This window comes from Allobosea massiliensis (genome assembly GCF_042655245.1).
GTDB lineage: Bacteria > Pseudomonadota > Alphaproteobacteria > Rhizobiales > Beijerinckiaceae > Allobosea > Allobosea massiliensis.
Window position 1 is genome coordinate 17,323 of sequence record NZ_JBHSLU010000038.1, and the last position, 26,447, is coordinate 43,769.

30 protein-coding genes are annotated in these 26,447 nt (G+C 68.8%); 11 read left to right on the forward strand and 19 right to left on the reverse strand.

What is annotated here, in order from left to right; genetic code table 11:
* Nucleotides 1-57: 57 nt before the first annotated feature.
* Nucleotides 58-672 carry a ribonuclease D gene (locus ACFPN9_RS13340; RefSeq protein ID WP_066721659.1) on the reverse strand — a complete coding sequence of 205 codons (615 nt, stop codon included), beginning with the start codon at nt 670-672 and terminating at the stop codon, nt 58-60.
* 208 nt (nt 673-880) lie between these two features.
* On the opposite strand from ACFPN9_RS13340, the gene ACFPN9_RS13345 reads away from it, so the two are divergent.
* From ACFPN9_RS13345 to ACFPN9_RS13355, 3 genes are read left to right on the forward strand one after another with little or no spacing between them, the layout of a single operon-like run.
* Nucleotides 881-1,360, forward strand: coding sequence for a DUF805 domain-containing protein (locus ACFPN9_RS13345; protein ID WP_066721660.1), 480 nt, complete (start codon nt 881-883; stop codon nt 1,358-1,360).
* Entirely contained in the window at nt 1,303-2,505 is a 1,203-nt protein-coding gene (gene dapE / locus ACFPN9_RS13350) for a succinyl-diaminopimelate desuccinylase (RefSeq protein ID WP_066721662.1), read from the forward strand. Before ACFPN9_RS13345 ends, dapE begins: the two co-directional genes overlap by 58 nt.
* A 55-nt stretch (nt 2,506-2,560) precedes the next feature.
* On the forward strand, nt 2,561-3,151 hold the full coding sequence (locus tag ACFPN9_RS13355) for a hypothetical protein (RefSeq protein ID WP_066721664.1): 591 nt from the start codon (nt 2,561-2,563) through the stop codon (nt 3,149-3,151).
* A 20-nt stretch (nt 3,152-3,171) separates the two neighbouring features.
* On the opposite strand, the gene truA is transcribed toward ACFPN9_RS13355, so the two are convergent.
* The 3 genes from truA to def form a co-directional block, all read right to left on the reverse strand.
* A complete protein-coding gene (truA, locus tag ACFPN9_RS13360) occupies nt 3,172-3,909 on the reverse strand; it encodes a tRNA pseudouridine(38-40) synthase TruA (protein ID WP_066721666.1) in 738 nt (245 codons plus the stop codon).
* Nucleotides 3,909-4,838 carry a methionyl-tRNA formyltransferase gene (fmt, locus tag ACFPN9_RS13365; RefSeq protein ID WP_066721667.1) on the reverse strand — a complete coding sequence of 310 codons (930 nt, stop codon included), beginning with the start codon at nt 4,836-4,838 and terminating at the stop codon, nt 3,909-3,911. The genes truA and fmt overlap by 1 nt, the downstream gene beginning before the upstream one ends.
* A 155-nt stretch (nt 4,839-4,993) precedes the next feature.
* Nucleotides 4,994-5,581, reverse strand: coding sequence for a peptide deformylase (gene def / locus ACFPN9_RS13370; RefSeq protein ID WP_066721669.1), 588 nt, complete (start codon nt 5,579-5,581; stop codon nt 4,994-4,996).
* A gap of 120 nt (nt 5,582-5,701) precedes the next feature.
* Here def and ACFPN9_RS13375 point away from each other — a divergent pair, with 120 nt between their 5' ends.
* Nucleotides 5,702-6,886: a DNA recombination protein RmuC gene (locus tag ACFPN9_RS13375; RefSeq protein ID WP_066721671.1), complete on the forward strand. Its 1,185-nt coding sequence runs from the start codon at nt 5,702-5,704 to the stop codon at nt 6,884-6,886.
* 12 nt (nt 6,887-6,898) lie between these two features.
* Here the strand turns inward: ACFPN9_RS13375 and ACFPN9_RS13380 are convergent, their stop codons facing one another.
* From ACFPN9_RS13380 to ACFPN9_RS13395, 4 genes are all read right to left on the reverse strand, one after another.
* A complete protein-coding gene (locus tag ACFPN9_RS13380; RefSeq protein ID WP_066721673.1) occupies nt 6,899-7,408 on the reverse strand; it encodes an OsmC family protein in 510 nt (169 codons plus the stop codon).
* 95 nt (nt 7,409-7,503) lie between these two features.
* Nucleotides 7,504-8,286 (reverse strand): ABC transporter ATP-binding protein, encoded by a 783-nt coding sequence (locus ACFPN9_RS13385; protein WP_066721675.1) that lies wholly within the window; start codon nt 8,284-8,286, stop codon nt 7,504-7,506.
* Between the two features lie 11 nt (nt 8,287-8,297).
* The gene (locus ACFPN9_RS13390; RefSeq protein WP_082737554.1) at nt 8,298-9,131 is read right to left on the reverse strand and encodes an ABC transporter permease; all 834 of its coding nucleotides are present in this window, start codon (nt 9,129-9,131) and stop codon (nt 8,298-8,300) included.
* Between the two features lie 16 nt (nt 9,132-9,147).
* On the reverse strand, nt 9,148-10,113 hold the full coding sequence (locus ACFPN9_RS13395) for an aliphatic sulfonate ABC transporter substrate-binding protein (protein ID WP_066721677.1): 966 nt from the start codon (nt 10,111-10,113) through the stop codon (nt 9,148-9,150).
* Nucleotides 10,114-10,461: 348 nt separating this feature from the next.
* Between ACFPN9_RS13395 and ACFPN9_RS13400 the strand changes: the two genes are divergently transcribed.
* From ACFPN9_RS13400 to ACFPN9_RS13410, 3 genes are all read left to right on the forward strand, one after another.
* A complete protein-coding gene (locus tag ACFPN9_RS13400) occupies nt 10,462-13,206 on the forward strand; it encodes a [protein-PII] uridylyltransferase (protein WP_066721721.1) in 2,745 nt (914 codons plus the stop codon).
* 89 nt (nt 13,207-13,295) lie between these two features.
* A complete protein-coding gene (grpE, locus tag ACFPN9_RS13405) occupies nt 13,296-13,901 on the forward strand; it encodes a nucleotide exchange factor GrpE (RefSeq protein ID WP_066721679.1) in 606 nt (201 codons plus the stop codon).
* 3 nt (nt 13,902-13,904) lie between these two features.
* Nucleotides 13,905-14,528, forward strand: coding sequence for a trimeric intracellular cation channel family protein (locus ACFPN9_RS13410; RefSeq protein WP_066721681.1), 624 nt, complete (start codon nt 13,905-13,907; stop codon nt 14,526-14,528).
* An 8-nt stretch (nt 14,529-14,536) separates the two neighbouring features.
* On the opposite strand, the gene ACFPN9_RS13415 is transcribed toward ACFPN9_RS13410, so the two are convergent.
* The 6 genes from ACFPN9_RS13415 to ACFPN9_RS13440 form a co-directional block, all read right to left on the reverse strand.
* Nucleotides 14,537-15,160 (reverse strand): alpha-ketoglutarate-dependent dioxygenase AlkB family protein, encoded by a 624-nt coding sequence (locus tag ACFPN9_RS13415; RefSeq protein ID WP_066721683.1) that lies wholly within the window; start codon nt 15,158-15,160, stop codon nt 14,537-14,539.
* A 12-nt stretch (nt 15,161-15,172) separates the two neighbouring features.
* On the reverse strand, nt 15,173-15,979 hold the full coding sequence (dapB, locus tag ACFPN9_RS13420) for a 4-hydroxy-tetrahydrodipicolinate reductase (RefSeq protein WP_066721723.1): 807 nt from the start codon (nt 15,977-15,979) through the stop codon (nt 15,173-15,175).
* 165 nt (nt 15,980-16,144) lie between these two features.
* Complete coding sequence (locus ACFPN9_RS13425; RefSeq protein ID WP_066721685.1) at nt 16,145-17,143, reverse strand: Tim44 domain-containing protein; 999 nt, start codon at nt 17,141-17,143, stop codon at nt 16,145-16,147.
* 149 nt (nt 17,144-17,292) lie between these two features.
* Complete coding sequence (locus ACFPN9_RS13430) at nt 17,293-17,622, reverse strand: hypothetical protein (RefSeq protein ID WP_156446565.1); 330 nt, start codon at nt 17,620-17,622, stop codon at nt 17,293-17,295.
* Nucleotides 17,623-18,007: 385 nt separating this feature from the next.
* A complete protein-coding gene (locus ACFPN9_RS13435; protein ID WP_066721689.1) occupies nt 18,008-19,252 on the reverse strand; it encodes an amidase in 1,245 nt (414 codons plus the stop codon).
* Between the two features lies 1 nt (nt 19,253).
* The gene (locus ACFPN9_RS13440) at nt 19,254-19,481 is read right to left on the reverse strand and encodes a DUF2798 domain-containing protein (protein ID WP_066721691.1); all 228 of its coding nucleotides are present in this window, start codon (nt 19,479-19,481) and stop codon (nt 19,254-19,256) included.
* Between the two features lie 174 nt (nt 19,482-19,655).
* On the opposite strand from ACFPN9_RS13440, the gene ACFPN9_RS13445 reads away from it, so the two are divergent.
* Complete coding sequence (locus ACFPN9_RS13445; RefSeq protein WP_066721693.1) at nt 19,656-20,060, forward strand: DUF2306 domain-containing protein; 405 nt, start codon at nt 19,656-19,658, stop codon at nt 20,058-20,060.
* 98 nt (nt 20,061-20,158) lie between these two features.
* Nucleotides 20,159-21,295, forward strand: coding sequence for an extensin-like domain-containing protein (locus tag ACFPN9_RS13450; RefSeq protein WP_377817183.1), 1,137 nt, complete (start codon nt 20,159-20,161; stop codon nt 21,293-21,295).
* 7 nt (nt 21,296-21,302) lie between these two features.
* On the opposite strand, the gene mepA is transcribed toward ACFPN9_RS13450, so the two are convergent.
* Nucleotides 21,303-22,250, reverse strand: a complete 948-nt coding sequence (gene mepA / locus ACFPN9_RS13455) for a penicillin-insensitive murein endopeptidase (RefSeq protein ID WP_066721697.1) — start codon at nt 22,248-22,250, stop codon at nt 21,303-21,305.
* A 140-nt stretch (nt 22,251-22,390) separates the two neighbouring features.
* On the opposite strand from mepA, the gene ACFPN9_RS13460 reads away from it, so the two are divergent.
* Nucleotides 22,391-23,377: a tripartite tricarboxylate transporter substrate binding protein gene (locus ACFPN9_RS13460; protein WP_066721699.1), complete on the forward strand. Its 987-nt coding sequence runs from the start codon at nt 22,391-22,393 to the stop codon at nt 23,375-23,377.
* 101 nt (nt 23,378-23,478) lie between these two features.
* Nucleotides 23,479-23,652 (forward strand): DUF3309 family protein, encoded by a 174-nt coding sequence (locus ACFPN9_RS13465; protein ID WP_082733039.1) that lies wholly within the window; start codon nt 23,479-23,481, stop codon nt 23,650-23,652.
* A gap of 20 nt (nt 23,653-23,672) precedes the next feature.
* Here the strand turns inward: ACFPN9_RS13465 and lhpI are convergent, their stop codons facing one another.
* The 4 genes from lhpI to sppA form a co-directional block, all read right to left on the reverse strand.
* Entirely contained in the window at nt 23,673-24,623 is a 951-nt protein-coding gene (lhpI, locus tag ACFPN9_RS13470) for a bifunctional Delta(1)-pyrroline-2-carboxylate/Delta(1)-piperideine-2-carboxylate reductase (RefSeq protein WP_066721701.1), read from the reverse strand.
* The gene (locus ACFPN9_RS13475; protein WP_066721703.1) at nt 24,623-24,961 is read right to left on the reverse strand and encodes a LapA family protein; all 339 of its coding nucleotides are present in this window, start codon (nt 24,959-24,961) and stop codon (nt 24,623-24,625) included. The genes lhpI and ACFPN9_RS13475 overlap by 1 nt, the downstream gene beginning before the upstream one ends.
* A gap of 145 nt (nt 24,962-25,106) precedes the next feature.
* Nucleotides 25,107-25,391: an integration host factor subunit beta gene (gene ihfB, locus ACFPN9_RS13480; protein ID WP_066721705.1), complete on the reverse strand. Its 285-nt coding sequence runs from the start codon at nt 25,389-25,391 to the stop codon at nt 25,107-25,109.
* A 28-nt stretch (nt 25,392-25,419) separates the two neighbouring features.
* Nucleotides 25,420-26,388 carry a signal peptide peptidase SppA gene (sppA, locus tag ACFPN9_RS13485; RefSeq protein ID WP_066721707.1) on the reverse strand — a complete coding sequence of 323 codons (969 nt, stop codon included), beginning with the start codon at nt 26,386-26,388 and terminating at the stop codon, nt 25,420-25,422.
* Nucleotides 26,389-26,447: the final 59 nt, after the last annotated feature.

The window sequence follows — 26,447 nt, forward strand, 5'->3', positions numbered from 1 at the left end:
CGAACGCGCCCCCGTCGGACACCGCGGTCAAACTGACGCAAGAAGGCTTAGAATTTGTCAAGCATGAGCAAAGATGTCGTTTTCGGACCAACCGGCGAGATCCAGCTCCGCCCGGAAGGGCAGGAAGTCGAAGCAGGCCCTGGCGAGATGGGTGCGCCCCTCGCGCGCCAGCATCGCCTCGAGACGCCCATGCAGGGCATGCAGATGCAGCACGTCGGAGGCGGCGTAAGCCAGTTGCGCCTCGCTCAGAGTCTCGGCGCCCCAATCGGAGGATTGCTGCTGCTTGGAGAGTTCGATCCCGAGCAACTCGCGAACCAGATCCTTCAGGCCGTGTCGGTCGGTATAGGTGCGCGTGAGCTTCGAGGCGATCTTGGTGCAGTAGACCGGGCCGGTGACGACGCCGAAGGCATGGCGCAGCACCGCGACGTCGAACCGGGCGAAGTGGAACAACTTGAGCACGGCGGGATCCTGCAGCAGGCGGATCAGGTTCGCGGGCCTTGGACCGTCCTTCAGGACCTGCACCACATCCGCCGTGCCGTCGCCGCGGGAGAGCTGCACCACGCAGAGGCGGTCGCGATGCGGGTTGAGGCCGAGCGTCTCGGTGTCGATGGCGATGCTGGCCCCGGCGTCGAAGCCGTCCGGCAGATCGCCACGGTGGAATCGGATCGTCATCTCGCAACCTCGCTCGGCACCGTCGCGCCGTTGGCATCCGGGTTCGCGCCCGGCGGTGCCGGCACCCTGCGCCGCAGCTAACGGGGCAGCCGGCCCCGTTCAAGCTCTTTCACGAACCGGCGCTGCACGACGGCGTTAACCTTTTATTCACCATATCCTTCCGGGGCGGCCGCAAGCGTGCCACAACGGCATCATCGGAGCCTGATCGATGACCCTTGTCCGCCTGCTCACCGACTTCGACGGCCGTATCGGCCTCGGCCGCTTCTGGCTCGGCAGCGCCGTCGTCGCGGTCGCCCTGTTCGGCCTTCAGCAGGCTGCACCAGGCCTGTTCGGCCATGGATCCGAGCGCGCCGTGGCCTTCGCGCATGCCTTTGCCCTCTTCCCCTGGGCCGCGCTGGCCGCGAAACGCGCGACCGACCGCGGCAGCAGCGGCCTCTACGGCATCATCCTGGTCTGCGCGATCGTGCTGCCGGGTCAGCTCCGACCCCTCCTGCCGATCGCCTGGGCGCCCTCGCTCGATACGATTTCGCTGATCGCCTGGCTCTTCGCGCTGGTCGATCTCGGCCTGATGCCGTCGGCTCGTGACGAGGAGCCGCTTGCGGCCGGCGGGACCGATGCTAAAGCGGGCGCATGGACACACAGCCCCGCGACCTCCTCGCCTTCGATCCCCTCGACCCCGTCGCGCTGACCCAGGCGCTGGTCCGCTGCCCGTCGGTCACTCCGGCGGAGGGCGGGGCGCTCGGCCTCATCGCCGAGCTGCTGGCGGCCGAGGGCTTCACGGTCGAGCGGCCGGTCTTTTCGGCGGCCGGCACGCCCGATGTCGAGAATCTCTATGCCCGGATCGGGCGCGAGGGCCCCGTCTTCGTCATTGCCGGCCATACCGATGTCGTGCCGGTGGGAGACGCCGGCGCCTGGACGCGCGCCCCCTTCGGCGGGACGATCAGCGACGGCATGCTGCATGGCCGCGGAGCTTGCGACATGAAGGGCGGCCTCGCCGCGATGATCGCGGCGGCGCTCCGTTTCCGCCGCGAGAACCCCGACGCTCCAGGCTCGATCGCGTTTCTCATTACGGGCGACGAGGAGGGACCGGCTGTGAACGGCACCGTCAAGCTGCTCGAATGGGCGCATGCGCGGGGCGAGCGCTTCGACCATTGCCTGCTCGGCGAGCCGACCAATCCGGCGACCATGAGCGACATGATCAAGATCGGCCGACGCGGCTCGCTGACCGGGCGCCTGACCGTCCATGGCAAGCAGGGCCATGTCGGCTATCCGCATCTCGCGGAGAACCCGATCCGCGGGATGGTGCGGCTGCTCGCGGCGCTGGAAGCCACCGCACTCGATAAGGGCACCGCACATTTCGATCCGAGCAATCTGGAAGTCACGACGCTCGACGTCGGCAATCCGGCGACGAATGTCGTGCCCGCGCAGGCCAGGGCCGTCTTCAACATCCGCTTCAACGATGTCTGGACGCCGGAGACTCTCGCGGCCGAGATCGAGCGGCGCCTGCGCGAGGCCGCCGGCAACAGCGTTCGCTACGAAATCGTCTTCGAGCCGACCAATGCGGTCGCGTTCCTGACCGAACCCGGCCCCTTCGTGGCGATGGTCGCCGATGCCGTCGAGGCCGAGACCGGGCGGCGGCCGGCCCTGTCGACAACCGGCGGCACGTCGGATGCGCGCTTCATCAAGAGTTACTGCCCTGTGGTCGAGTACGGCGTGGTCGGCCAGACCATGCATCAGGTCGACGAGCGCGTCGCCGTGGCGGATCTTCTGACCCTCGAGGCGATCACGCATCGCCTGCTGACGAGCTATTTCGCCGCTGCCGGAGCCGATTGACGAGCTTCAGGCGCTGACCCATAGTCATCTTAGACGAAAGTCTAAGGATGGTGGGATGAAGCTCGCGGCCGATGACGTGACGCGCTCGCTGCGCGCCTCCTGGCAGCTGATGGGGCGCGGCGCCGAGGCGCTGGAGGATCTGGAACTGACACGCGGCGGATTCTGGCGCTCTTTCGTCGCCCTGCTGCCGCTGACGCTGCCCGCCGCGATCGCCCTGCTCGCGGCGCTGAGAATTCATGCCGGCCTGCCCAATTCGGCGGGGCTGTTCACCGCTCCGGGCCTGGCGCTGGCGGTTTTCGGGGCGACGCTCGCGAGCATTCTGGCCGTGCCGGCGCTGCTGTTCGCGCTCGCTCCGCATCTCGCGCAAACACCGCGTTTCACCGCCTTCGTCATCGCCTGGAACTGGGCGGGAATCCTGGCGGCCGGTTTGGTCGCCGTTCCGGCTACGGTGTTCGCGATCGGATGGTCCACACCGGGCCTCGCGCTGCTCCAGACGCTCGCCTTCGCCGCCATCGTGCTGCGGCTGCGCTATTGTGTGGCGCGTGCAGCCTTCGGGGCCGGGAGCGGGGTCGCCACGCCCGTGCTGCTGGCCAGCATCGTGGCGGATTACGCGATCCTCCGCTCCTTCGGCTTCATCATCTTCTGAGGCGGCGAGCCCCGACGGGCTTAGTAGTCTACCCCCGCCAGATAGAGCCCGCAGGGCGGCGCCAGCGCCGCGCACTGCGAACGATCCCGCGCCGCCAGCACTTGGCCCAGCTTTTTCTCGGGCCAGCGTCCGGCGCCGACCATCTTCAGGCAGCCGACGATCGAGCGGACCTGATGGTGCAGGAAGGAGCGGGCATGGGCATAGACGACGATCTCCTCGCCCTCGCGGCGGACGTCGAGCCGGTCCAGGGTGCGCATCGGGCTGTTGGCCTGGCACTCGGCGGCGCGGAAGGTGGTGAAGTCGTGATGACCGAGCAGGGCCTTGGCCGAGCGGTCCATCGCTTCGTGATCGAGCTTTACCGGGACATGCCAGAGCCGGTCGCGGTCGAGCGCCGGCTGGGCGCGCCGGTCGAGGATGCGGTAGATGTAGTAGCGGCGCTTGGCCGAGATCCGGGCGTCGAAATCGTCAGGCACGGCCTCGGCGCAGCAGACCGCGACCGGCAGGCGCTTGAGGCGGGCGTTGCTGGCATCGCGCACGACATCGGTGCGCCATTCCTTCTCCAGATCGACATGGGCGACCTGATGAGTGGCGTGGACGCCGGCATCGGTGCGGCCTGCGCAGTGCAGCCTGACCGGATGGTTGCAGAACGCTTGAATCGCTTCCTCGACGCTCTGCTGTACGGACGGGCCATTGAGCTGCCGCTGCCAGCCCGAGAAGGGCGTGCCGTCATATTCGATGACGAGCTTGTAGCGCGGCATCAGAGCTTCTGGCCGGCGGAGAGCCGCGCCCCGCGCAGGAACTCGGCGCCGCTGACCGGCCGCCCGCCGGCCCGCTGGACCTGAAGCAGCTTCACCGCCCCTTCCGCGCAGGCGACGGTGCCTTCGTCGTCGAGCAACATGCCGGGCTCGGCCGCGCCGCCGGCGAGTGCCGTGCGCAAGACCTTGAGCCGCTCGGGGCCCTTGCCGAGATCGATCTCGGCAAAGGCGCCCGGAAAGGGCGCGAGCCCTCGGACGAGATCGTGGACCTGCCGGGCCGGGCGGGCCCAGTTCAGCTTCGCCTCGGCATTGGCGATCTTGGCGGCGTAGGTCACGCCCTCTTCCGGTTGCGGCGTGAACTGCAGGCCGCCGCGCCCGAGCGCGGCGAGCGCACGGACCATCAGATCGGCGCCCAGCGGCGCCAGCCGGTCGTGGAGTTCGCCGGAGGTCATGTCGGGGCCGATCTCCAGCCGCTCGACCATGCCGACGGGGCCGGTGTCGAGGCCCGCCTCCATCTTCATCACACAGACGCCGCTCTCGGCATCGCCGGCCATAACCGCACGCTGGATCGGCGCGGCGCCACGCCAGCGCGGCAGCAGCGAGGCATGCAGGTTGAGGCAGCCGAGCTCCGGAATGTCGAGGATCGCCTGTGGCAGGATCATGCCATAGGCGACGACGACCGCGACATCGGCCTGATGGGAGGCGATCTGCTCGGCCACCTCGGGCGTCTTCAGGGTCGAGGGCGTGAAGACGGGGATGCCGAAGCGCTCGGCCGCCCTGTGCACCGGCGAGGGTTTCAGTTCGAGGCCCCGTCCCGCCTGCGCCGGGGCGCGGGTGTAGCAGCTGACGACCTCGTGCCCCTGGCCGATGATTTCGGTCAGCGTCGGCACCGCGAAATCGGGCGTGCCCATGAAGATGACGCGCAAACTCATACGCTGGATGTTACCTCAATCGCGCCCGCCATTCCGGGCGTAGCAAAGCGAGGACCCGGAATCCATCATAGGATGCCTGAGCCCTCCGATGGATTCCGGATCGGCGCCGCTGGCGCGGCTCGTCCGGATGACGGCGGCTTGCTCTCGCTGTCCCGTCACCCCTCGCGTCGCGCCTGCTTGGCGAAGCGCTTGGTGACGCGCTCGCGCTTGAGGCGCGAGAGATGGTCGATGAACAGCACGCCGTTCAGATGGTCGATCTCATGCTGGATGCAGGTGGCGAGCAGGCCGTCGGCCTCGATCTCCTGCCGCTGTCCGTCGAGATCGGTGTAGGCGACCCTGACCGAAGCCGGCCTCTCGACCTCCTCATAATATTCCGGGATCGAGAGGCAGCCTTCCTCGTAGACGCTGCGCTCCTCCGAGGACCAGGTGATCTCCGGGTTGATGAAGGCCATCGGATTGCGCGGCTGCCGGTCGCGCTTCTCCTGGCTGTCGGCTGCGTCGGAAGTTTCGTCCTCGCCAGCAGCGGCGTCCTCCGGCTCAGGCGCGCGCTTGGCCACGTCGAGCGTCACCACGCGCTTGGGTACGCCGATCTGGATGGCGGCCAGCCCAATCCCGGGCGCGTCGTACATCGTCTCGAACATGTCGGCGACGAGGGTGCGGATCTCGGGCGTGATCTCGGCCACGGGGGCGGACACCAACCGAAGCTGGGAGTCTGGCAGGATGACGAGCGGGCGGATGGCCATGGGGCTGTGTCTGCGCGGTTTCTCGGGTGGTGGACGGGCCACATAAGCGCTCGCGCATCGCGGGTCAAACCGTTCCGCTTTCGTTCGAATTGATTCACCCGAATCGGCTATCCTGCCGCGATGACAGAGATCGCTTTCACCCTCCTCGACCGGCCCGTGACCTGGGCGCAGGCCGCGCTCGGCTTCGGCGTCTCGACGCTCGGGCTGCTCCTGCTGCTAGCGCTGTCGGCCTGGCGCGGCAGCCGCAGACGGGCGCTGGAGGCGCTGATCGCCGCCGAGCGCGCCCGCGAGACCGACGACAAGGTCGCCGAGATGAACCGGCTCCAGGCGGAGTTGACCGGCCGGATGCAGACCATGGCCGAGATCCTCTCGACGCGGCAGGGCGATCTCGCACGCCTCGTCGCCGATCGCATGGAGGGGCTGCGCCATCAGGTCGGCCAGGGTCTGGAGCAGAATGTCCGCCAGACCACCGAAAGCCTGGGCAAGCTGCAGGAGCGGCTCGCGGTAATCGACAGCGCTCAGAAGAACCTGACCAGCCTCACCTCCGAAGTGGTGACGCTGCGCGACGTGCTCTCCAACAAGCAGGCGCGCGGCGCCTACGGCCAGGGTCGCATGGAGGCGATCATCCGGGACGGGCTGCCCGGCGCCTTCTTCGCCTTCCAGCCGCAGCTCTCCAACGGCAACCGGCCGGACTGCCTGGTGACGCTGCCCGGCGACGGGCGCGGGCTCGTCATCGACGCCAAGTTCCCGCTGGAGAGCTTCACGCAATTGCGGGAGGCCCGTGGCGAGGAGGCGCGAAAGGCCGCCTCCGCACGCGTCCGCAACGATGTCGGCGTGCACGTGAAGGACATCGCCGAGCGCTATTTCCTGCCCGGCGAGACCCAGGACCTCGCCCTGCTCTTCGTGCCGTCAGAATCGATCTATGCCGATTTGCACGAGCATTTCGACGATGTGATCCAGAAGGCGCATCGCGCGCGGATCATGATCGTCTCGCCCTCGCTGCTGGCGCTCGCGATCCAGCTCATGCAGTCGCTGGTGCGCGATGCGCGGATGCGGGAAGAGGCGCAGGTGATCCAGAGCGAGGTCGGCAAGCTGCTGGCCGATGTCCGGCGGCTGGCCGAGCGGGCGGAGAAGCTCGATCAGCATTTCCGCCAGGCGCAGGACGATGTGGCCGGGCTGCGCACCTCGGCCGGCAAGATCGCCAGCCGCGGCGAGCGCATCGTGGCGCTCGATTTCGACGAGGCGAAGGGCGAGCCGACGCTGCCCTTCGCCGAGGGTTTGACCCTGAAGAAGGCCGCGGAGTGAGCGGCCGGGCGATCAGGCGACCGAAAGGGTCGCGCTGATCTCGGGCTTCACATTGAGCGTCTGGAAGACGACGCAGTAGCGCTCGGTCAGCTTCAGCAGCGTGTCGAGCTTCTCCTGCGGCGCGTCGGTCTCGACCTCGAAGGACAGCCGGATCGCCTTGAAGCCGACCGCGGCGTCCTTGGCGACGCCGAGCGTGCCGCGGAAGTCGAGATCGCCCTCGGCATGGACGACGCCCTTCTTCAGCTCGATCTCGAGCGCGGTCGCCACCGCCTTCAGGGTGACGCCGGCGCAGGCGACGAGGGCCTCCAGCAGCATGTCGCCCGAGCAGAGTTCGGCGCCTGAGCCGCCAGTGGCCGGGTGCAGCCCCGCCAGCGCGATCGCACGGCCGGTCTCGACCTTACAGGCGATATGCTGGTCGTCGAGTTCGCCCTTGGCCTTCAGGGTGACGACGGCCGCATTGGGGTCCGAACGGTAGGCGTCCTTGAGCGGGGCCTGCAGGGCGCGAAGAGCGGTGACGTCCATGGTGTCAGAACCTCAAGTCGAATGAACCTGTGGGATGCGCTGATAGAGGCTCGAGCGGTCACAGGCCACCGGAAAGCGATGCCCCGTGACGCGACTCACCACCACATCCCGGCCGTCTCCGCGGCCTTCTGCTGGTGCGGGGCCTCGTCACGCAGCGAACGATCCAGGCTGCGCAGCACCTCGCGCTTGGCGGCCTCGAACGCCGGCGAGAGCCGGTCGCGCGGGCGGGCGAGCGGGTTGTCGAATTCGTCGAAGATGCGGCCGGGCTTGGGCTGCATCACCACGATCCGGTCCGCCAGCGTCACCGCCTCCTCGACGTCATGGGTGACCATGACCACCGTCGGCCGGCTTTCGACCCACAGGGCGAGCAGGTGGCCATGGAGGCTGGCGCGGGTGGTGGCGTCGAGCGCGGAGAAGGGCTCGTCCATCAAGAGCAGCTTGGGGCGCGTGACGAGGGCGCGCGCGATGGCGACGCGCTGCTGCTGACCGCCCGAAAGCTCGCGCGGCCAGCGCCGGTCATAACCGCCAAGGCCCACCCGCACGAGCGCGTTGGTGACCAGTCCCTCCCGCTCGAAGGCCGAGAGATGCGAGAGACCGAAGCCGACATTCTCCGCAACCGAGAGCCAGGGAAAGAGTCGCGGCTCCTGGAAGATCACGCCGACATCGGCGCGCGGCTCGGCGATCGTGTCGCCGTCGAGCAGGATGCGCCCGGCGCTCGGCCGGTCGAGGCCGGCGATCAGCCGCAGCAAGGTGGTCTTGCCGCAGCCCGAGCCGCCGACGAGCGCGAGAATCTCCCCCTGCGCGACGTCGAGCGTGATGGCCGACAGCGCCTGCGTGCCGTCGGCATAGGTTTTCGACAGGGTCTCGAAGCTCAGCATCGAGGGCTCACTCAGAGTTTGTCGCGGGCCGTGTCCTGCCAGGCGAGAACCGGCCGCGTGAGGGCGACGAGCAGGCCATCGGCCAGCTTTCCGAGGACGGCGAAGCTGATGATGGCCGCAATGATGGTGTCGGGCCGGCCGAGCTGCTGGCCATCGACGAGGAGGTAGCCGAGCCCTTCGCTGGCGCCCATGATCTCGGCCGCGACCACGAACATGAAGCCCAGCCCCAGCCCCGAGCGCAGCGCGGTGATCCAGGCCGGCAGGATTGCCGGCAGCAGAACCCGTCGCGCCATCGCCAGCCGGCCGAGCCGGAAGACACGGCCGACCTCGACGATCTTGCGGTCGATGCCCTGGATCGCCGCAGCGACCCCGAGATAGACCGGGAAGAACACGCCGACCGCGATCAGCGCGACCTTCGACGCCTCGAAGATGCCGAGCCAGAGGATGAAGAGCGGCACCCAGGCGATCGAGGGGATGGCGCGCAGGGCCTGAAGCGTCGGGTCGATCAGGCCGCGCGCCACCGGAAGCGCACCGGTGATGGCGCCGAGCAGGGTGCCCGCCGCCGCACCGAGAGCAAACCCGGCCGCAACCCGCCAGAGCGTCGCCGCGGCATGGGTGAAGAGTTCGCCCGAAGCCGCGAGAGACCACAGGGTGGCCCCGACCACGCTCGGCGGCGGCATCAGCCGGCCATTGGCGAAGCCGGATCTGACGGCGACCTCCCACAGCACGGCCAGAACGACCGGCAGCGCAAACCCCGCCAGCGCCAGGCCGGGACGACGGGGCCGAGGCCGGGCTGGATCGCCCTGCTCGCCCAGCCCTGCCGTCTCGATCCCGAGCGCGCTCATCCGATCCCAGCGTGGGTCAGTTGGTGACGGCGAAGCTGCGGTCGAGCAGATCGTCGACCACGGCCTTCACATCGGTCTTGGCGGGCACGACGCCCGCCTCCTGCAGCGCGAGGCCGGCCGCGATGATGGTCTCGGCCTGCGCTGACCCGATGCTGGAATGCGTGAGTTCGGTCCGGGTGAGCTGTCGCTCGATCACGGCGTCCGACAGCTTGGTATAGGCGACCAGGGTCTTCTTCAGCTCGGCCGGATTGGCGAGGGCATAGGTCCGCGCCTGCTCATAGGCGGCCAGCACCTTGCGGACGAGGGCCGGATTGTCCTTGGCGAAGGCCTCCCGGACATTGAGAATACCCCAGGTGTTGTCGGCGGCCTTGCGATGGAAGAGCTTCGCGCCGCTCTCGACCTCGGCCGCGGCCATCAGCGGGTCGAGACCGGCCCAGGCGTCGACGTCGCCGCGCTCGAGCGCAAGGCGCCCGTCGGCATGCTGCAGCAGGACGAGCCTGACATCCTTCTCGGTCAGCTTGGCCTCGGCCAGCGCCCGGACCAGGAAGATGTGCGGATCGGTGCCGCGCGTGACCGCGACGCGCTTGCCCTTGAGGTCGGCGACTTTGGTGATCTCGCTCTTGGCCCCGGTGACGAGTGCCGTCCATTCAGGCCGCGAGTAGACGTAGATCGACTTGATCGGGTTGCCGTTGATCTTGCCGATCAGCGCGGCGGCGCCGGCGGTCGAGCCGAAATCGAGCGAGCCCGCGTTCAGGAACTCCAGCGCCTTGTTCGATCCGGCGGACTGGACCCAGCGCACGGTGATGCCGTCGGCGGCCAGCGCCTTTTCGAGGATGCCGCTGTCCTTCAGCACGAGGCTGACGGGATTGTAGGTCGCGAAGTCGATGCGGATTTCCTTCGGCGCCTGGGCAAAAGCCTGTCCGGCAGACAGAACGAGCGAGGCGGCGAGTCCGGCGATAGCGAGACGGCGGGAAATGGTCATTCGTGGTCCCTTTCGATGCGCGAAGGGACCGAGCGACAGGTTGGCGCCCATGCCCCACGCTTTAGCTGCACTTGTTTCGCGCCCGCAAGCTGGTGGCTCAAATCGGCGCGTATCCGCCTTGTAGGTCCATTCGTTCTGTATGTCAAACAGGACATGTCGGGATGTTGTTTGTCATATTTCACGTCAATTATCTGCTATTTAAACTTCTTTGCGAATCTCCTCCCCATGCTAACCAGCAGAAGGGTCCCGCGCCGGGCATTCCAGCAAGCGAGGTCAGGGCTGGTGTCATCCTCTGCCGATCAGCCGGCTCTCGAACTCGACGCCGTTCTCGCCAATCCGCGCCGTGCCATGGCTCCGCTGCTGGCCGACGTGGCGGCTGCACCCACGCCCCAGGCGCGTCCCGCCCTCGTCGCGGCGCTGCGAAGCGTCCTCGATCAGGGGCTCGACTCCGCAAAGAGCCTTCTGAAGCGGCCGCGCCATGGTCTGGTCTGCGCACAGCACCTGTCCGCCGTGATGGACGCCATCGTCGGTTGCCTGCATGTGGCGGCGACCGAGCTGTTCTATCCCGCGCAGAATCCCTCCCAGTCCGAGCGCATCGCCGTGGTGGCGGTCGGGGGCTATGGCCGCGGCACGTTGGCGCCGGGCTCGGATGTCGATCTGCTCTTCCTGTTCCCGCACAAGCAGACGGCCTGGGGCGAGAGCGTCGTCGAGGCGATGCTGTACCCTCTCTGGGACCTGAAACTGAAGGTCGGCCACTCCGTCCGTTCACTCGACGACTGCGTGCGCGAGGCGCGTGCGGACATGACGATCCGCACGGCAATGCTGGAAGCGCGCTTCGTCGCGGGCGACGTGATGCTGTTCCATGATCTCGTCAGGCGCTTCGGTGCGGAGGTCGTGGAGGGAACCGCCCCGGCCTTCACCGAGGCCAAGCTGCAGGAGCGCGAGACCCGCGTGCGCCGCGCCGGAACCTCACGCTATCTGGTCGAGCCCAACGTCAAGGACGGCAAGGGCGGCCTGCGCGATCTCAACACGCTGTTCTGGATCGCCAAATACGCCTACCGCGTCAACGACGCGCGCGAGCTCGTCGCGGCCGGGCTGTTCGACCGCAAGGAACTGCTGATGTTCCAGCGTTCGGAGGAATTTCTCTGGCGCGTCCGCTGCTGGATGCATTTCATCACCGGCCGGGCCGAGGAGCGGCTGTCCTTCGACCTGCAGCGTCAGGTCGCGGCAGCCATCGGCTATGCCGGGCGCAGCGGCCAGGCGCCGGTCGAGCGCTTCATGAAGGCCTATTTCCTCGTCGCCAAGGATGTCGGCGACCTGACGGCGATCGTCTGCGCCGCGCTGGAAGCGCGTCAGCAGAAGCCGCGCGCCTCACTCTCCCGGCTGCTCGGCTCCTTCGCTAAGCGCAAGCGCGTGCGCGCGCTCGGCCATCCTGATTTCACGCTGAAGAGCCAGCGGCTCAACGTCGTCGATCCCGACGCCTTCCGGCGCGACCCGGTCAATCTGCTGCGGCTCTACGAGATCGCCAGCCGCGACGATCTCGCGATCCATCCCGAGGCCAGCCGGCTGGTGACACAGTCCCTGCGACTGGTGACGCCGCAGCTGCGCAACGATCCCGAGGCGAACCGCATCTTCCTGGAGATCCTCACGGCACGGCGCTCGCCCGAAGCGGTGCTGCGGCGGATGAACGAGTCCGGGCTGCTCGGCAAGTTCGTGCCGGATTTCGGCCGCGTCGTCGCGATGATGCAGTTCAACATGTATCATCACTATACGGTCGACGAGCATCTGATCCGCAGCATCGGCGTTCTCGCCGAGATCGATGCGGGCGTGCTCGAATCCGAGCATCCCCTCGCCAACGGCATCATGCCGACGATCACCAACCGGCGGGCGCTCTACGTCGCCCTGTTCCTGCACGACGTCGCCAAGGGCCGCATCGAGGATCATTCGATCGCCGGCGCCCGTATCGCCCGCAAGCTCGGGCCGCGGCTCGGCCTGACCGAAGGCCAGACCGAGACCGTGGCCTGGCTGGTCGAACACCATCTCGACATGTCGACGGTGGCGCAGAGCCGGGATCTCGGTGACCCCAAGACGATCGAAAGCTTCGCCGCGACGGTGCAGACGCTGGAGCGGCTGAAGCTCCTGCTCGTGCTGACGGTGGCCGACATCAAGGCTGTCGGCCCCGGCGTCTGGAACGGCTGGAAGGGCCAGCTCCTGCGCACGCTCTATTACGAGACCGAGATCATGCTCGCCGGCGGACATTCCGCGATCGAGCGCAAGGCGCGGGTTGAGAAGAAGCAGGATGCCCTCAAGGAGCGGCTCTCGGACTGGGGCGACGCCGCCCGCGACGCCTATCTTGCCCGCCACTACCCGGCCTACTGGATCAAGACCGATGTCGGCCGGCAGGAGAAGCATGCCCGCTTCATGGCCCGCGCCGAGGCCGAAGGGCGCACCACCGCGACGCTGGTCGAGACCGACCAGTTCCGCGGTGTGACCGAGCTCACCATCCTCGCGCCCGACCATCCGCGCCTGCTCGCCATCGTCACCGGCGCCTGCGCGGCCTCGGGCGGCAATATCGTCGACGCCCAGATCTTCACCACCACCGACGGGCTCGTGCTCGATACGATCTCGGTCTCGCGCGCCTTCGACCGTGACGACGACGAGTTGCGCCGCGCCGAGCGGATCGCGGCGGCGATCGAGCGGGCGCTGAAGGGGGAGATCAAGATCGCCGATCTCGTCGCCCAGCGCCGGGCGCCGCCGCCGCGCGGCCAGACCTTCCAGGTCGCGCCCGAGGTCATCATCGACAATGTGCTCTCGGCCCGCCACACGGTGCTGGAGATCGCCGGGCTCGACCGGCCCGGCCTGCTCTACGATCTGACCACCGCGATCGGGAAGCTCAACCTCAACATCGCATCCGCCCATATCGCCACTTTCGGCGAGAAGGCGGTCGACGTGTTCTATGTCACCGACCTGACGAATGCGAAGATCGTCTCGACCGCGCGGCAGCTCGCCATCCGCAAGGCCTTGCTCGAGGTGTTCGAGCCGGAGGGAGAGAAGGCGGCCGCGACCCGGGCGCGAGCGCCGGCCCGCGCTTGATTTAACGCCCGACAAGCCCGATATCGGCCACGAACGCCGCCCGCCGTTCGCGCCTCGGCGGCCCTGATTTGCGAGAGTTGGAACACGCCATGACGCAGAACCCTGCGACGGACAATCCGAACGCCGAGCCCGCCGTCGAGGAGGCCACCGCGCAGTCTCCCGAGGACATCATCCAGGCGAATTTCGCCCGGATCGAGGCCGAGCGCGACGATCTGAAGGACAAGCTGCTGCGCACGCTGGCGGACATGGAGAATCTCCGCCGCCGCACCGAGCGTGAGATCGCCGACGCCAAGGCCTATGCCGTAACGAGCTTCGCCCGCGACATGCTGGGCGCGGCCGACAATCTGCGCCGCGCGCTGGAAAGCCTGCCCGAGACCGCCCGCACGACCGAGGAGCCTGCCCTCAAGGGTCTGATCGAGGGCGTCGATCTGACCGAGCGCGACCTGCTGAAGACGCTCGAGCGCCATGGCGTCCGCAAGATCGATCCGCTGGGCGAGAAATTCGATCCGAACCTGCATCAGGCGATGTTCGAGGCGCCCGACGCCGAGATCGCCAAGGGCCTGGTGTCCAAGGTCGTCCAGTCCGGCTACAAGATCGGCGAGCGCGTGCTGCGGCCGGCGCTGGTCGGCGTGTCGGCCGGTGCGCCGAAGCCGCAGGCGGCCGAGGGCGGCGACAGCACTCCGACCACGCACTGATCCGTGCTCGAGGCCGCCGGCGTCGCCGTCTTCGCGTTGACCGGCGCCCTCGTCGCCGCCCGCAAGGGCATGGATCCGTTCGGCTTCATCCTGCTCGCGACCGTCACCGGCGTCGGTGGCGGCACGCTGCGCGATCTCTTGCTCGGCCGACCGGTCGCCTGGGTCGAGGCGCCGCTGAGCGTCATCATCTGCACGGCGGTGGCTCTCTCGGCCTGGTCCATCGCCTATTTCCGCCCGGGCCGCATGGATAGCTGGAGCGCCAAGCGTCTGCTGATCTGGGCCGACGCGGCGGGGCTCGCCCTCTTTGCGGTCTCGGGAACGCAGAAAGCTCTGGCGGCAGGCGTTCCGCCGCTCTCGGCCGTGGCGCTGGGGGCGGTCACCGCCTCCTTCGGCGGTATCCTGCGCGACATTCTGGCGGGCGACCGCGCCATGGTGCTGTGGAGCCGCGACTTCTATGTCACCGCCGCCGCGGCGGGCGCCGGGGCGACCGCTGTTCTCACCACGACGGGCTTCAGCGCACCCCTCGTCATGCTCGGCGGGCTGGCGGCCGGGTTCGGCCTGCGCGCGGGCTCGATCCTGCTCGGCTGGTCGTTTCCGAACCTGCCCGGGTCGGACGGCTCGCGCTGAGCCCGCGCTCAGGCTGGCGGCTTCGTCACGCGGCGCAAGGTCAGATTGATCCGCCCCCCTTGCGGCAGCAGCGCCGAAGAGCCGGCGAGGATGCGGTCGATGCCGTGATAGGCGAGCCGCGCCTCGCCGCCGAAGAGCAGCGCATCGCCCGAGGCCAGCTTCAGCGAGACCGTCTTGCCGCCGCGCTGTGTCCCGCCGATGCGGAAGACCGCCGTGTCGCCGAGCGAGAGCGAGAGCACGGGGGCGTCGAATTCCTGCTCGTCGCGGTCCTGATGCAGGCCCATCCGCGCGTCGGCCGCATAGAAATTGACGAGGCAGGCCTCGGGCTCGTGCGGATAGGAGGCGAGATCGCGCCAGGCTTGCGTCAGGACGTCCGGCATCGGCGGCCAGGGCTCGCCGGTCACGGGATGGAGCGGCTGGTAGCGGTATCCCGTCTCGTCCGAGACCCAGCCGAGCGTGCCGCAATTCGTCATGCGGACCGAGAAGGGCTTGCCGGTCTTCGGCATGCGCGGCTGGAAGAAAGGCGCCTGCGCCGCGACCGCGCGCAGATCCGCCACCAATGCAGCCTGCGCCTCCGGCCCGAGATAGCCAGGCCAGTGGACGACGCCGGGCGCGACGGCGAGGCGCGTCATCGCAGCCGCCGCTCAGAGGCTGTCGAGCCCGAGGACATCGGCCATGGAATAGAGCCCCGGCGCCCGCCCGCGGCCCCACAGCGCCGCCTTGACCGCCCCCTGCGCGAAGAGCCCGCGATCCTCGGCGAGATGGGCGAGTTCGAGCCGCTCGCCCGCGCCCGCGAAGATGACCTTGTGCTCGCCCACGACAGTGCCGCCGCGCAGGGTCGCAAATCCGATCGTGCCGGGCACGCGGGCACCGGTCTGCCCGTCACGAACCGCCACGCGCTCCTGCGCCAGATCAACCTCCCGGCCCGCCGCAGCCGCCTCGCCGAGCAGCACCGCGGTGCCGGAGGGCGCATCGACCTTCATGCGGTGATGCATCTCGACGATCTCGATGTCCCAATCCGTCCCCAGCGTCGCGGCGACCTTGCGCACCAGCGCGGCGAGCAGATTGACGCCCAGGCTCATATTGCCGGAGCGGACGATGGCGGTGTCGCGCGCCGCCTCGGCGAGCCTCGCCAGATGGGACGGTTCGAGCCCGGTCGTGCCGACGATGTGTGCAATGCGGGTCCGCGCCGCCAGCGCCGCGAAGGCAATGGTCGCGTCCGGCGTGGTGAAATCCAGCACGCCGTCGGCTGCGGCGAAGGCAGCCGCCGCATCGTCCGTGACCGGAATGCCGTTGGCCGGCAGCCCTGCGAGCAGCCCTGAGTCCTGCCCGAGATGGGGCGAGCCCGGCCGCTCGACCGCCGCCGACAGCGTACAGCCCGGGGCGTCGTGGATGGCCCGCAACAGCATGCGGCCCATCCGGCCGGCGGCTCCGACGACGACGAGGCGCATGTCCGACATCAGGCGAATCTCCAAAGCGTGTCGTTCCAAGGCAGCACAGACCGCCCGATCGCAGGAGTCCGCCTATAGGCTGGATCGGGCGGGCGCGACACCCGAAACCGCACAACGAAAAACGGCCGGGTCGCCCCGGCCGTTCGGATGTCGTGTTCGAGAGGCTCAGGCGGCCTGCTGGATCGCCGAGAGCTTCCACGGGCCGCCGCGCCTGCGCACGAAGGTCCAATACTCCGAGACTTCCTGAGGCACCGTGGCGCTGCCGTCCACGACCTTGCCGCTGGAGCGCTCGTAGAGCGCGTTGATCAGGCTGAAGCGCATCGCGACGGTGGCATAATCGAAGCCCTCCTCGGTCCAGGCTTCCGAGAGGTCGCCCTGGAGCAGCTTCACGTCGGAGACGCGGTCGACCACACCCTTGCGCACATTGGCGGTCAGGTCGTCGTCGAAATAGCCGAACATCTCGTCGGTCACACGCTCGCGCAGACCCTTCTCGTCCTCGTTCGAATAAGCGGCGTTGATTTCGCCCAGGAGCCGCTCGAAGTCGTTGAAGTCCTGTCCCACCAGTTCGATCGGCGTCGTCTGGGCCGCAGCGGGAGCAGCCGCGGCGGCGCCGAGGCCACCCGCCATGGCGCCGACCGGAGCGGACGGACGCGGCTGGGGCTGCATCGCCTCACGCGACAGCGGCGCGCCTGCGGTGGCGAGCTGTGGCTCGGAGCGACGGCGGAAGAAGCGCACGGCCAGCCAGATCACGCCACCGATCAGGGCGAGCTGGAGCAGGAAGCCGACGATGCCGGCCAGCGAAGCGAGGCCGCTGAAGAAGCCGGAGCCGGACAGCAGGCCGAACAGGCCGGCGCCGAGCAGGCCGGCGCCGAGGCCCATCATCAGGCTGCGGGCCATCGAGGGGCGCGCGGCCTGGGCGGCAGCGGCCGCCGCGCCCGCGGCCGGAGCGGCCTGCGCCGGCGAAGGCTGCGCGCTGCGCTGGAAGGGCTGGGCGCCGTTGGGCGTCGTGTCGGTGCGCATGGGCGCCGCTTCGGTCCGGGAGCCGCGGCTCCCGACACCTCCCTTGCCGCCCGGGCGCGCTTCGGCCAGCACGGGCACGAGGAGCAGAGCACCAGCGAGTACGGCGACGACACGACCACGACGGGCGAGCGAGATCAGAGACATGGTTCCTCCCAGAGCCCCCCTTGGGCTCACTACGTGGGAATATGGGGCATGCGTTCTGGTTCTGCAAGACGCACGCGACTAAGCGCCTGCGAGTACACAATAATATGAAAATATAAGATTTCTGGGATGCGGTGGCCGAACATGTTAGACTAGCCGCAATGGCGCTGCAGACGACCTTTCGTTTCGCAGGAGCGAGATATGACTGCTTTCAATGCCGCGGTCGCCGCGACAACACGCAGATCGCGAAGAATTTTCCCGACGTCGCACGTGTTTTTCATGACCTTGGCGATGATCGGCTTGCCCTTCTCGGGCTTGGCCGCCGAACCGGCCATCCCGCTCGATCCCCCCCGGCAGGCCCAGGCGCCCGAACCGCTCTGCTTCTGCTGGAATGACGGGCGCAAGATCGCCGAGGGCAGCACCGCCTGCATCCGCACCACCCAGGGGCGCCGCATGGCGCTGTGCGGACGGGTGATCAACATGATGTCCTGGCAGGTGACGGAGAACCCCTGTCCCGAGAGCTGAGCAGGCCTGCGACGACAAGAGAGCACGGCTCCAAAACGGCAGCACCGCCGGGACGAGATCCCGGCGGTGCGCCTTTAGCCCAATGGTCTTAGCGACTCGAGACTGACGTGGTCAGAACGCACCCAGCACGATGAGGATCATGAAGGCGAAGGCCGCACCCATGATCAATCGGTCGAGACGTAGCGTGAGGCTCATCACACCCTCCTGTGTCATTGACCTGACACGACGCTAGCAGAACTGGCGAAGGCCGCAAGAGGGCGACAGCGTGGCGGCATGGCGGCACAGCCAAGAGTATGACTAAAAATCGCTTAAAGCACTGAATAGTCTTGGGGATAATCTCTGCTAACCAGCGCGCGCGACAAGGTTTTCAATCGCCTTGGCGACTGCGATGGCCTGCTCGTCGCGCCCGAAGCCGGTGATGACCTGGACACCTGTGGGCAGACCGCGCGGGCCGCGGGCGACCGGAACGGTGGCGCAGGGCACGCCGAGCAGGGTCCACAGCCGGTTGAAGCGCGAGTCACCGGTCGAGTCGCGGCTGTCCGGCGCCTCGCCCGGCGCCGCGAAGGTCGCCACCACGTCCACTTCGGCGAAGAAGGCGCGGGCCGCGTCCCGGCCGCGGCGGGATCGGCGACGGGCTTCGTCGTACTGCGCCGGCGTCACGGCCTGGGCCGTGTCCAGATAGGCCTGGAGCTTCGGCGGCAGCGCCTCCCGGTGATGGGCATATTCCCACGCCAAGGCCTGCGTCGCCTCATAGTCCTGCAGTGGCCCATGCGCGTGGAAGGCCTCCGCCAGGGCGGCGGGCCCGTCATGCGGGACCAGAACCGCGCCCGCGTCCGTTGCCAGCTCGCGGAATCGCTCCAGCGCCGTCGCCGATGCGGGCTCGGGAGCGCCGGCGTAATCCTGGAGGTGGAGGCCGATGCGCAGGCCTTTGAGCGATGCGGCCGGCGCGTCGAGTTCCGGGCGTCCGGCGATGGCGGCCAGGGCCAGCCCCGCGTCGTCGGCGGTCGCCGCCATCAGGCCGAGCGTGTCAAGCGACCAGGAAAAGGGCTTCACTCCGACCGTCGGCAGCAGCGCATAGGAGGGCTTGATCGCAGCGACGCCACAATACGAGGCCGGCCGGATCACCGAGCCACCCGTCTGCGTGCCGATCGCGAGCGGGATCATGCCGGCCGCGACGGCGGCGGCGGAGCCAGCCGAAGATCCACCGGGGCTTGCGGCGGGATCATGCGGGTTGAAGGTCGGAGCGGGGTCGAGAAAGGCGAAGGCGGTGGTGTGTGTCTTGCCCGCGACGGTGGCGCCGGCCGCCTTCAGCGCCATGACGATCGGCGCATCGGCCCGCGGCCGCCACCCGGCATAGATCGGCGAGCCCATCATCGTCGGCAGATCGGCCGTGTCGATGATGTCCTTCACGCCGCAGGCGACGCCGGCGAGCGGGCCCTCGCCGGGCTGCAGCGTGTCCGGACGGCTGGCGAAGGCCTGGATCCGAGGCTCAAGCGCGGCGATGCGCGCCTGGCTGACGGCGAGCGCCCCGGCCGGCGTGGTCTCGCCACGGGCGATACGGGCGAGGATGTCGCGCAGGCTCTGCATGTCACTCTCCGATGACGCGGATGATGAGGCCGGTCGCGCGGCGCGCGACCGGAATGGCGATGAAGGCGGTGACCGCGGCGCAGGGCCACGCGACCGCGAAGGCGGCGAGCCAGTGGCGGACGAAGTCGGCGGGCAGGCCGAGATTGAGCCAGGTCACGAGGGCGGTCATCAGGAAAGCTATGATGCCGGCCATCAGAACCGGAAAGATGAAGCGCGCCTTGCCCGTCATCGGCCGATCTCCCTGGACGGCGAGGATCGGGCTGTGTCGCATGCGCCCGGCATGCAGGCCAGAGGCGTGACGACATGAGGGCTTGCCCCTCCGGCATTGCCGGCCCTGTCCGTGCCGCTTGACGCTGCAGGAGCCCCCCGTCATGTTAATTCAATTAACATTGAGACCTCCGCAATGCCGTCCCTCGTTCCTCTCGCCACCGCTTCGCCCGTGATCCAGCTCCATGTTGCCGGAGCGATCGCGGCTCTCGCCTCCGGTGTGGCGGTGGCCCTGCTGCCCAAGGGGACGCCGTTGCACCGGCGTCTGGGTTGGGTTTTCGTGCCGGCGATGGCGGTGGCTGCGGTCAGTTCGCTCGCGATCGCCCGCAGCGGCCATTACAGCGCGATCCACCTGCTGACGCTGCTGACTCTCATCAGCCTGCCCTATGCCGTGCTCGCGCGCCGGCGCGGCAACATCGCGGCGCATCGCTCCGCGATGATCGGCCTGCTGCTGGGCCTCGTCATCGCCGGCGCCTTCACGCTGCTCCCGGGCCGGCTGATGCATGCGGTCGCTTTCGGCGCTGCGGCGACGGCGCATTAGGGAACGGTTAACCGCCCCTGCAAAGTTCATGAGGCTGTGTCGCGCCGGGCTCACCCGGTTGAGAAACCGTTCACGAAACGGGTCGCAATTGATGGGTCATGCGACGCGTTCACCTCGCCCTCATCGCTCTCGGACTGCTCGGAACCGGGCTTGCCGGCTGCGGCAAGTTCCAGAAGCCGCAGCGCGCGGCCTGGCGCGACCAGGCCGAGGCCGCCTGCCTGGCCTCCCGCCAGGTGCAGCTCTCCGCCTATGTCAGCCTGCGCGAGAAGCCGATCGACGGGCCCGGAACCTGCGGCATGGAAAGGCCGCTCAGGGTCGCGGCTTTCGCCAATGGCGGCATCGGACTGACCAGCAAGGCGACGCTGGCCTGCCCCGTGGTCGCGACCACCGACAAATGGCTCGCGGAAGTGGTGCAGCCGGCGGCGCAGAACGTGCTCGGCGCGCAGGTGATCGAGATGCGGGCGGGCTCCTATTCCTGCCGAGCCATGAACAACGGCACCGGGACCAGCCGCACCTCCGAACATGCCTATGGCAACGCCGTGGACGTGTTCGCCTTCCGGCTCAATGACGGCCGCACGGTCACAGTGAAGGATGGCTGGCGCGGCTCGCCCGAGGAGCAGAACTTCCTGCGCGAGATCTTCGTCGGCGCCTGCGAGCGTTTCTCGACCGTGCTCGGCCCGGGCGCGGACATGTTCCACTACGATCACTTCCACATCGACCTGGCGCGCCATTCGAAGGGCCGCCACATCTGCAAGCCGGTGATCAAATACACGCCGAAGCACAACCTGCCGCCGCCCGATCCGGCCCGGCCCTACTCCTCGGCGCAGCCGAGCCTGCGCGACGGCGCGCCGGCCATGGTCGCGGGCGGGTCGTTGCTGCGACAGCCCCAGGGCGGCCTGCGGCCGCCGGGGGCGGTGTCGACGGGCGGCTATCCGGTCGCGAACCATCAGGGACAGGGGCTCGACGCCCAGCGCCGCTTCCTCGAGGAGTACGACAATCGGCCGCTCAATCCGCCGCGTTACAACCGGCCGGGCGACGTCCAGAACCTGCCGGGCGAGCAGCGCGGGCCGCTGACGCTGCCGGGCTCGGTGCCGCCGACGGAGGAAGTCGTCATCGGCGACGACGAGGGCACGGGCGTCATCGATCAGGAGGGCTACGACCAGGCCCAGCCGCTGATCACGCCCCAGCGCGACCCCTTCGCCTACAGCTCCGGGCGGACGACACCCCGCCGCTGAGCCGGGCTCAGCGTGAGACCAGGACCTGCCGGCATTCGGCCGGCAGCTCGTCCAGCGCCATAGGCGGCTTGGGCTTGGGCGCCGGCCCGGTGCGGGGCGGCTTGGGCGGCGCGAAAATCGCAGCGCGCTGCCGCTCGATCCAGTCGGTCAGTTCCTGGCCGCAGCCATCGCCGAAATTCGGCGGCTCCTGGCCGCTGCAGCTCGCCATGCCGGCCGGACAGCTCATCCGGATATGGAAATGGTAGTTGTGGCCCCAGATCGGCCGGACCTTGTTGAGCCAGGTGCGGTCGGCTCCGGCCTCGCGGCAGAGCGCGACCTTGATCGCGGGATTGACGAAGATCCGCTCGACCCGCGGTTCGCTGGCGGCGGCCCTGATCAGGCGGGTATGGGCCGGCGTCCAGTGCCTGGGATCGACATCGCGCCAGTCGGCACGGGCCATGTTGACCGCCGGCATGTTCTCGCGCGCCTCGCGGTCGAGCCGTCCGCGCGGCATCGGCGTCAGCCAGAGATCGGCGTCGAGGCCGATCTGGTGGGAGGCATGGCCGGTCAGCATCGGGCCGCCCCGCGGCTGAGAGATGTCGCCGACGAGCAGGCCAGGCCAGCCCGTGATCCGCGGGACCTCGCGAGCGAGATCCTCGAGGTATTCGATCAGGACGGGGTGGCCCCAGTAGCGGTTGCGGTTCAGCCGCATCACCTGCCAGCTCGGTCCGTCCACGGGCAGCGCCGTCGCGCCGGCGAGGCAGCCGCGCGCATAAGAGCCGATCGCGCGGGCCTGCATATTGGCTGGCGCCGTCTTCTGGCCGAAGAGCGCGCGCGCGGCATCCGGGAAGGCGGCGATGTTGGCGGCGCGGCGCTTGGCCTCCTCCTCCGCGGTCGACTGTGCGCCGGCGGCCGCGGGCAGGAGGGCTGCGGCCAGCAGGCAGGCGGCAGCGATTCGGCGATGAAAACGGGGCATGAGCCAGATTCGTCCAGCTCCGCTGGGCGGGTCAAGCCACCGACGATTTGGCGATGGACAACCCTGCCCCTAGACGGCAGCTTCTGGTGCAATCAGTGGCGGACCGGATGGAAGCCGCCAGCTTGGGGGAAGGATTACCGATGAATTCATTCTCGATCGACCGTCGCAGCCTGCTCGCCGCGCTCGGCGCCGGCGCGATCGCTGCACCGGGCAGCGCCTTCGCGCAGGCGGCGTGGCCGCAGGGCCGCACCATCAAGCTCGTGGTGCCGTTTCCCCCGGCCGGCGCCACCGACGTGCTCGGCCGCCTCGTCGCCGACAAGCTCGGCCAGAGCTGGGGCATCAATTTCGTGGTCGAGAACCGCGCCGGCGCAGGCGGCAATATCGGCACGGATGCCGTCGCCAAGGCCGAGCCCAATGGTGATACGCTTCTGATCGTCTCGGTCGGCATGGCGACGAACCAGTATCTCTACCCGAAGCTGAACTACGACCCGGTCAAGGATCTGGCGCCGATCACGATGGTCGCGCTGGTGCCGAACCTGCTCGTCGTGAACAAGGACCTGCCGGTGAAGTCCGTCGCGGATCTGATCGCCTATGCCAAGGCGAATCCGGGCAAGCTCAGCTACGGCTCCTCCGGCATCGGCACCTCGGTGCATCTCTCGGGCGAGTATTTCCAGAAGCTGACCGGGACGAAGATGGTGCATGTCCCCTATCGCGGCACGGCTCAGGCGACGCAGGATCTGATCGGCGGGCGCATCGACCTGATCTTCGACAACATCACCCAGGCGTTGCCGCATGTGCGGGCCGGCTCGATCCGCGGGCTCGGCATCACCACCGCCAAGCGCTCGGCGGCCGCCCCGGAATTCGCGCCCATCGCCGAGACGGTGCCGGGCTTCGACGTGTCCTCCTGGTTTGCGCTCTTCGCGCCCGCCAAGACGCCGCAAGCCATCATCGACAAGATCCAGGCCGATACCAAAGCCGGCCTCGCCGATCCGGCGCTGCGCGCCAAGATGGATCAGCTGGCTGCCGAACCGGTGGGCGGCACCCCGGCCGAGCTCGCCGCCTTCCTGCAAGGCGAGATGACGAAATGGGGCGGCCTGATCAAGGAGATCGGCATCAAGGTCGAGTGAGTCTGCGGCGCGCACCCTGAAGGGAACCCGCCTTCGGCGGCGGCGTTGCCCCGGCATCCAGTCGCATCGCCGTCGCGATGCGCCGTCGAAGGGTTGCCGCCATGTCCACGCTCGTCATCGTCCTGATAGTCGTCCTGCTGCTCGGTGGCGGCGGGTATTACGGACATCGCTCATATGGCACCGCGGGGCTCGGCGGCGTGCTCGGCCTCGCTCTGGTGGTGCTGCTGGTTCTCTGGCTCCTGGGCGCGCTCGGGGGCGCGCCGGTGCGCGTCTGACGGTTGATGGCCGCGCGCCCTCAAAGGGGCGTGCGGTTCTCCCAGACGGCAATCGCGGCGGCGAGATCTTCCAGCGACATACCGACCGATTTGAACAGGGTGATCTCACCGCCCTCGGCATGACCAGGGACACGGCCGTGGCAGATGTCCGTCAGCGTGCCGGCGACACGCTCCGCCGCATAATCGCCTTCGTCGATCCCGATCGCGACATCGCCGCCCTCGTCGATGGCCTTCTCCGAGTCGACGATGACGCGCGCCCGGTGCAGCGCCTCGGCATCGGCCTCCCGCATCTGCATGGTGAAGGCGCCGACGAGATCGAGATGGGCGTCGCGCTTGAGCCAGCGCCCGTGGATCAGCGGCTCGGTCGCGTTGGTGGCGCAGGAGATGATGTCGGAGGTACGCGCCTCGCCTTCGAGATCGGTCACGGCACGGACCGCGATGCCCTCGGCCGTGAGCTGAGCCGCAACGGCCTCCGCGGCCTCGGGTCGCCGCGCCCAGATCGCGATGTCGGTCAGCGGCCGCACCGAGCGATGCGCCTTGATCAGGAAGGGGGCAAGGCCGCCTGCGCCCACCATGAGCATCTTGCTGGCGGCGGGATTGGCGAGATGGCGCGAGGCCAGGGCTGAAGCCGCCGCCGTCCGCCAGAGCGTCAGCCGGGTTCCGTCCATCACCGCCAGCGGTTCGCCCGTGCGCCCGTCCATCAGGAGGTAGGCGCCCATCACCCCCGGCAGGTTGCGCGTGCCATTGGCGAAGAAGACGGAGACGATCTTGGTGCCGATGTAGGGGTGCGCGGCCTCAGCTGCGCTCCAGGCCGGCATAATCAGCAGCACGGCCTCCTCGCCGGGCCGCTCGATGCGGTGATGCGCCCGCGGAGGCACCACGGCTTCGCCGCGGAACGCCTCGGCCAGCGTATCGATCAGCCCGGGGAAGCTCAGCGCCGCGTCGATCTCGGCCTGTCCGAACAGCCGCATCAGACGCGCCCGTTGGTCAGGGCCGGCAGGGCGGAGTCCGGCACGGCGGATCGCAGCATCTGCGTCTCGGCGCGCAGCGCCTCGGCCTCACGGCGGTTGCGACGCGCGGCCTTGCGGTGTTTCCCCTGCGCCAGCCAGGCCGCGAAACCACCGATTAGCACACCGACCGCCAGCGCCGCCAGGACGACGGCGAAGAGCGGAACATCGAAGGCGAACTGGGGCGCATCGCGGCTGACGGGGTCGAAAGAGACCCGCACCGGCGCCCGGTTGGCGACGGCGAAGAGCACGACCGCCAGCGCGATCGGGACCAGGATCAGGGCCTTGAAGAAGGATTTCATCGCACTTCCTTTGCAAGGTCGCCGCATCGGCACCCAAGGGCCGCGCGGTGGGACGGCGCCGGGCGCCGTCGACGGGATCGCGAGAGAATGCGGGCGCCCCGCCCTCGCGGATCTTGGTTGGCCGGCCTCGAGCGCTCCGGCCGGCTCAGGCCTTGCCGTTCAGCCGCAGGCGCAGCTCCTTGCCGGTCTTGAAGACGGGCACGAACTTCTCCTCGACCTCGACCGCATCGCCGGTCCGCGGGTTGCGGCCGACGCGGGCGGAGCGGGCCTTGCGGGAGAAGGCGCCAAAGCCGCGCAGTTCCACCCGGTCGCCCCGCGACAGCGCCTTGACGATCTCGTCGAGGATCGCCGTCACGATGTTCTCGATGTCGCGCTGATACAGATGACCATTGCGCTCGGCGATGCGTTGGACGAGTTCTGATTTGATCATCGCTGCAATATAACCGCTTGTATCAACATCACTTTTCGACGGCAGGCTGCCAGAGCGCCAGAGGCGCGTCAAGCCGCAAACCGAGCGGCTGGTCGGCAGCGCGCGCCAGCACGGCGGCGAGCGTGTCGAGACCGGCAGCGCGGGCGAGCGCCTCGCTCAGGCTCCACAGCCCCATCGAAGAGGACTCGCTGGTGCGGCGCCAGTCGCGGACGCGCAGCCCCTTCGCGACGCCCTTGTCCCTTTCGAGCCAGGCGATGGCTTCCGGCTCGCCGCCGATTTCGTCCACGAGCTTGAGTGCCGCTGCCTGCCGGCCGCTATGGACACGCCCGTCCGACACCACGGCCACCTCGGGATCGGCCAGCTTGCGCCGATCGCGGACCATGCGTTTGAACCAGTCGTAATTGTCGTCGACCACGCGCTGGAGCGCGGCACGCGCCTCCGGCGACGTCGGCTCATAACCGCTCGGAGCCGCCTTGAGCGGGCTGGACTTGATGGATTCGACCTTGACGCCGATCGTGTCGAGCAACTGTCCGACATTGGGGACCTGGAACAGCACGCCGATCGAACCGACCAGCGAGGTCTGGCGCGCCACGATCCGGTCCGAGCCGAGCGCGGCGATGTAGCCACCGGAGGCGGCGAGCCCGTCGACCACCGCGACCGTCGGCTTCTTCGCGGCCAGCCGCCGCAGGGATTCGTAGAGGGCTTCCGACCCGCTGACCGTGCCCCCGGGGCTGTCGATGCGCAGGATCACCGCCGCGGCGCGGCTCTCTTCCAGCGACTTGATCAGCTCCAGCGTGCGGCGGTCGCCGGAAATGAAACCCGAGATCGTGACGCGGGCGATGTGTTCCTGCGACAGCGAACCCGGCGTGCGGCCCGTCCAGGCGAGGCCCGCCACGACGGCCGCGCCGAGCACGCCGACGACCGCGAGAAGGCGCCACAGCGTCACCTTGCGGCGCAGGCTGCGACGGTCGGCGAGCAGATCGGCATCGGACGACATCAGGGCACTCCTGGCGGGTTTCAGACCGGGACGGCTCGGCTGCCGCGACGCCGCTTTCG

Bases quoted from the DNA above. Each gene is read 5' to 3' on its own strand.
- ACFPN9_RS13340 (WP_066721659.1), bottom strand. From the start codon at position 672: ATGACGATCCGATTCCACCGTGGCGATCTGCCGGACGGCTTCGACGCC.
- ACFPN9_RS13345 (WP_066721660.1), top strand. From the start codon at position 881: ATGACCCTTGTCCGCCTGCTCACCGACTTCGACGGCCGTATCGGCCTC.
- dapE (WP_066721662.1), top strand. From the start codon at position 1,303: ATGGACACACAGCCCCGCGACCTCCTCGCCTTCGATCCCCTCGACCCC.
- ACFPN9_RS13355 (WP_066721664.1), top strand. From the start codon at position 2,561: ATGAAGCTCGCGGCCGATGACGTGACGCGCTCGCTGCGCGCCTCCTGG.
- truA (WP_066721666.1), bottom strand. From the start codon at position 3,909: ATGCCGCGCTACAAGCTCGTCATCGAATATGACGGCACGCCCTTCTCG.
- fmt (WP_066721667.1), bottom strand. From the start codon at position 4,838: ATGAGTTTGCGCGTCATCTTCATGGGCACGCCCGATTTCGCGGTGCCG.
- def (WP_066721669.1), bottom strand. From the start codon at position 5,581: ATGGCCATCCGCCCGCTCGTCATCCTGCCAGACTCCCAGCTTCGGTTG.
- ACFPN9_RS13375 (WP_066721671.1), top strand. From the start codon at position 5,702: ATGACAGAGATCGCTTTCACCCTCCTCGACCGGCCCGTGACCTGGGCG.
- ACFPN9_RS13380 (WP_066721673.1), bottom strand. From the start codon at position 7,408: ATGGACGTCACCGCTCTTCGCGCCCTGCAGGCCCCGCTCAAGGACGCC.
- ACFPN9_RS13385 (WP_066721675.1), bottom strand. From the start codon at position 8,286: ATGCTGAGCTTCGAGACCCTGTCGAAAACCTATGCCGACGGCACGCAG.
- ACFPN9_RS13390 (WP_082737554.1), bottom strand. From the start codon at position 9,131: ATGAGCGCGCTCGGGATCGAGACGGCAGGGCTGGGCGAGCAGGGCGAT.
- ACFPN9_RS13395 (WP_066721677.1), bottom strand. From the start codon at position 10,113: ATGACCATTTCCCGCCGTCTCGCTATCGCCGGACTCGCCGCCTCGCTC.
- ACFPN9_RS13400 (WP_066721721.1), top strand. From the start codon at position 10,462: ATGGCTCCGCTGCTGGCCGACGTGGCGGCTGCACCCACGCCCCAGGCG.
- grpE (WP_066721679.1), top strand. From the start codon at position 13,296: ATGACGCAGAACCCTGCGACGGACAATCCGAACGCCGAGCCCGCCGTC.
- ACFPN9_RS13415 (WP_066721683.1), bottom strand. From the start codon at position 15,160: ATGACGCGCCTCGCCGTCGCGCCCGGCGTCGTCCACTGGCCTGGCTAT.
- dapB (WP_066721723.1), bottom strand. From the start codon at position 15,979: ATGCGCCTCGTCGTCGTCGGAGCCGCCGGCCGGATGGGCCGCATGCTG.
- ACFPN9_RS13425 (WP_066721685.1), bottom strand. From the start codon at position 17,143: ATGTCTCTGATCTCGCTCGCCCGTCGTGGTCGTGTCGTCGCCGTACTC.
- ACFPN9_RS13430 (WP_156446565.1), bottom strand. From the start codon at position 17,622: ATGTTGATCACCCGTCCGCACAGCGCCATGCGGCGCCCCTGGGTGGTG.
- ACFPN9_RS13435 (WP_066721689.1), bottom strand. From the start codon at position 19,252: ATGCAGAGCCTGCGCGACATCCTCGCCCGTATCGCCCGTGGCGAGACC.
- ACFPN9_RS13440 (WP_066721691.1), bottom strand. From the start codon at position 19,481: ATGACGGGCAAGGCGCGCTTCATCTTTCCGGTTCTGATGGCCGGCATC.
- ACFPN9_RS13445 (WP_066721693.1), top strand. From the start codon at position 19,656: ATGCCGTCCCTCGTTCCTCTCGCCACCGCTTCGCCCGTGATCCAGCTC.
- ACFPN9_RS13450 (WP_377817183.1), top strand. From the start codon at position 20,159: ATGCGACGCGTTCACCTCGCCCTCATCGCTCTCGGACTGCTCGGAACC.
- mepA (WP_066721697.1), bottom strand. From the start codon at position 22,250: ATGCCCCGTTTTCATCGCCGAATCGCTGCCGCCTGCCTGCTGGCCGCA.
- ACFPN9_RS13460 (WP_066721699.1), top strand. From the start codon at position 22,391: ATGAATTCATTCTCGATCGACCGTCGCAGCCTGCTCGCCGCGCTCGGC.
- ACFPN9_RS13465 (WP_082733039.1), top strand. From the start codon at position 23,479: ATGTCCACGCTCGTCATCGTCCTGATAGTCGTCCTGCTGCTCGGTGGC.
- lhpI (WP_066721701.1), bottom strand. From the start codon at position 24,623: ATGCGGCTGTTCGGACAGGCCGAGATCGACGCGGCGCTGAGCTTCCCC.
- ACFPN9_RS13475 (WP_066721703.1), bottom strand. From the start codon at position 24,961: ATGAAATCCTTCTTCAAGGCCCTGATCCTGGTCCCGATCGCGCTGGCG.
- ihfB (WP_066721705.1), bottom strand. From the start codon at position 25,391: ATGATCAAATCAGAACTCGTCCAACGCATCGCCGAGCGCAATGGTCAT.
- sppA (WP_066721707.1), bottom strand. From the start codon at position 26,388: ATGTCGTCCGATGCCGATCTGCTCGCCGACCGTCGCAGCCTGCGCCGC.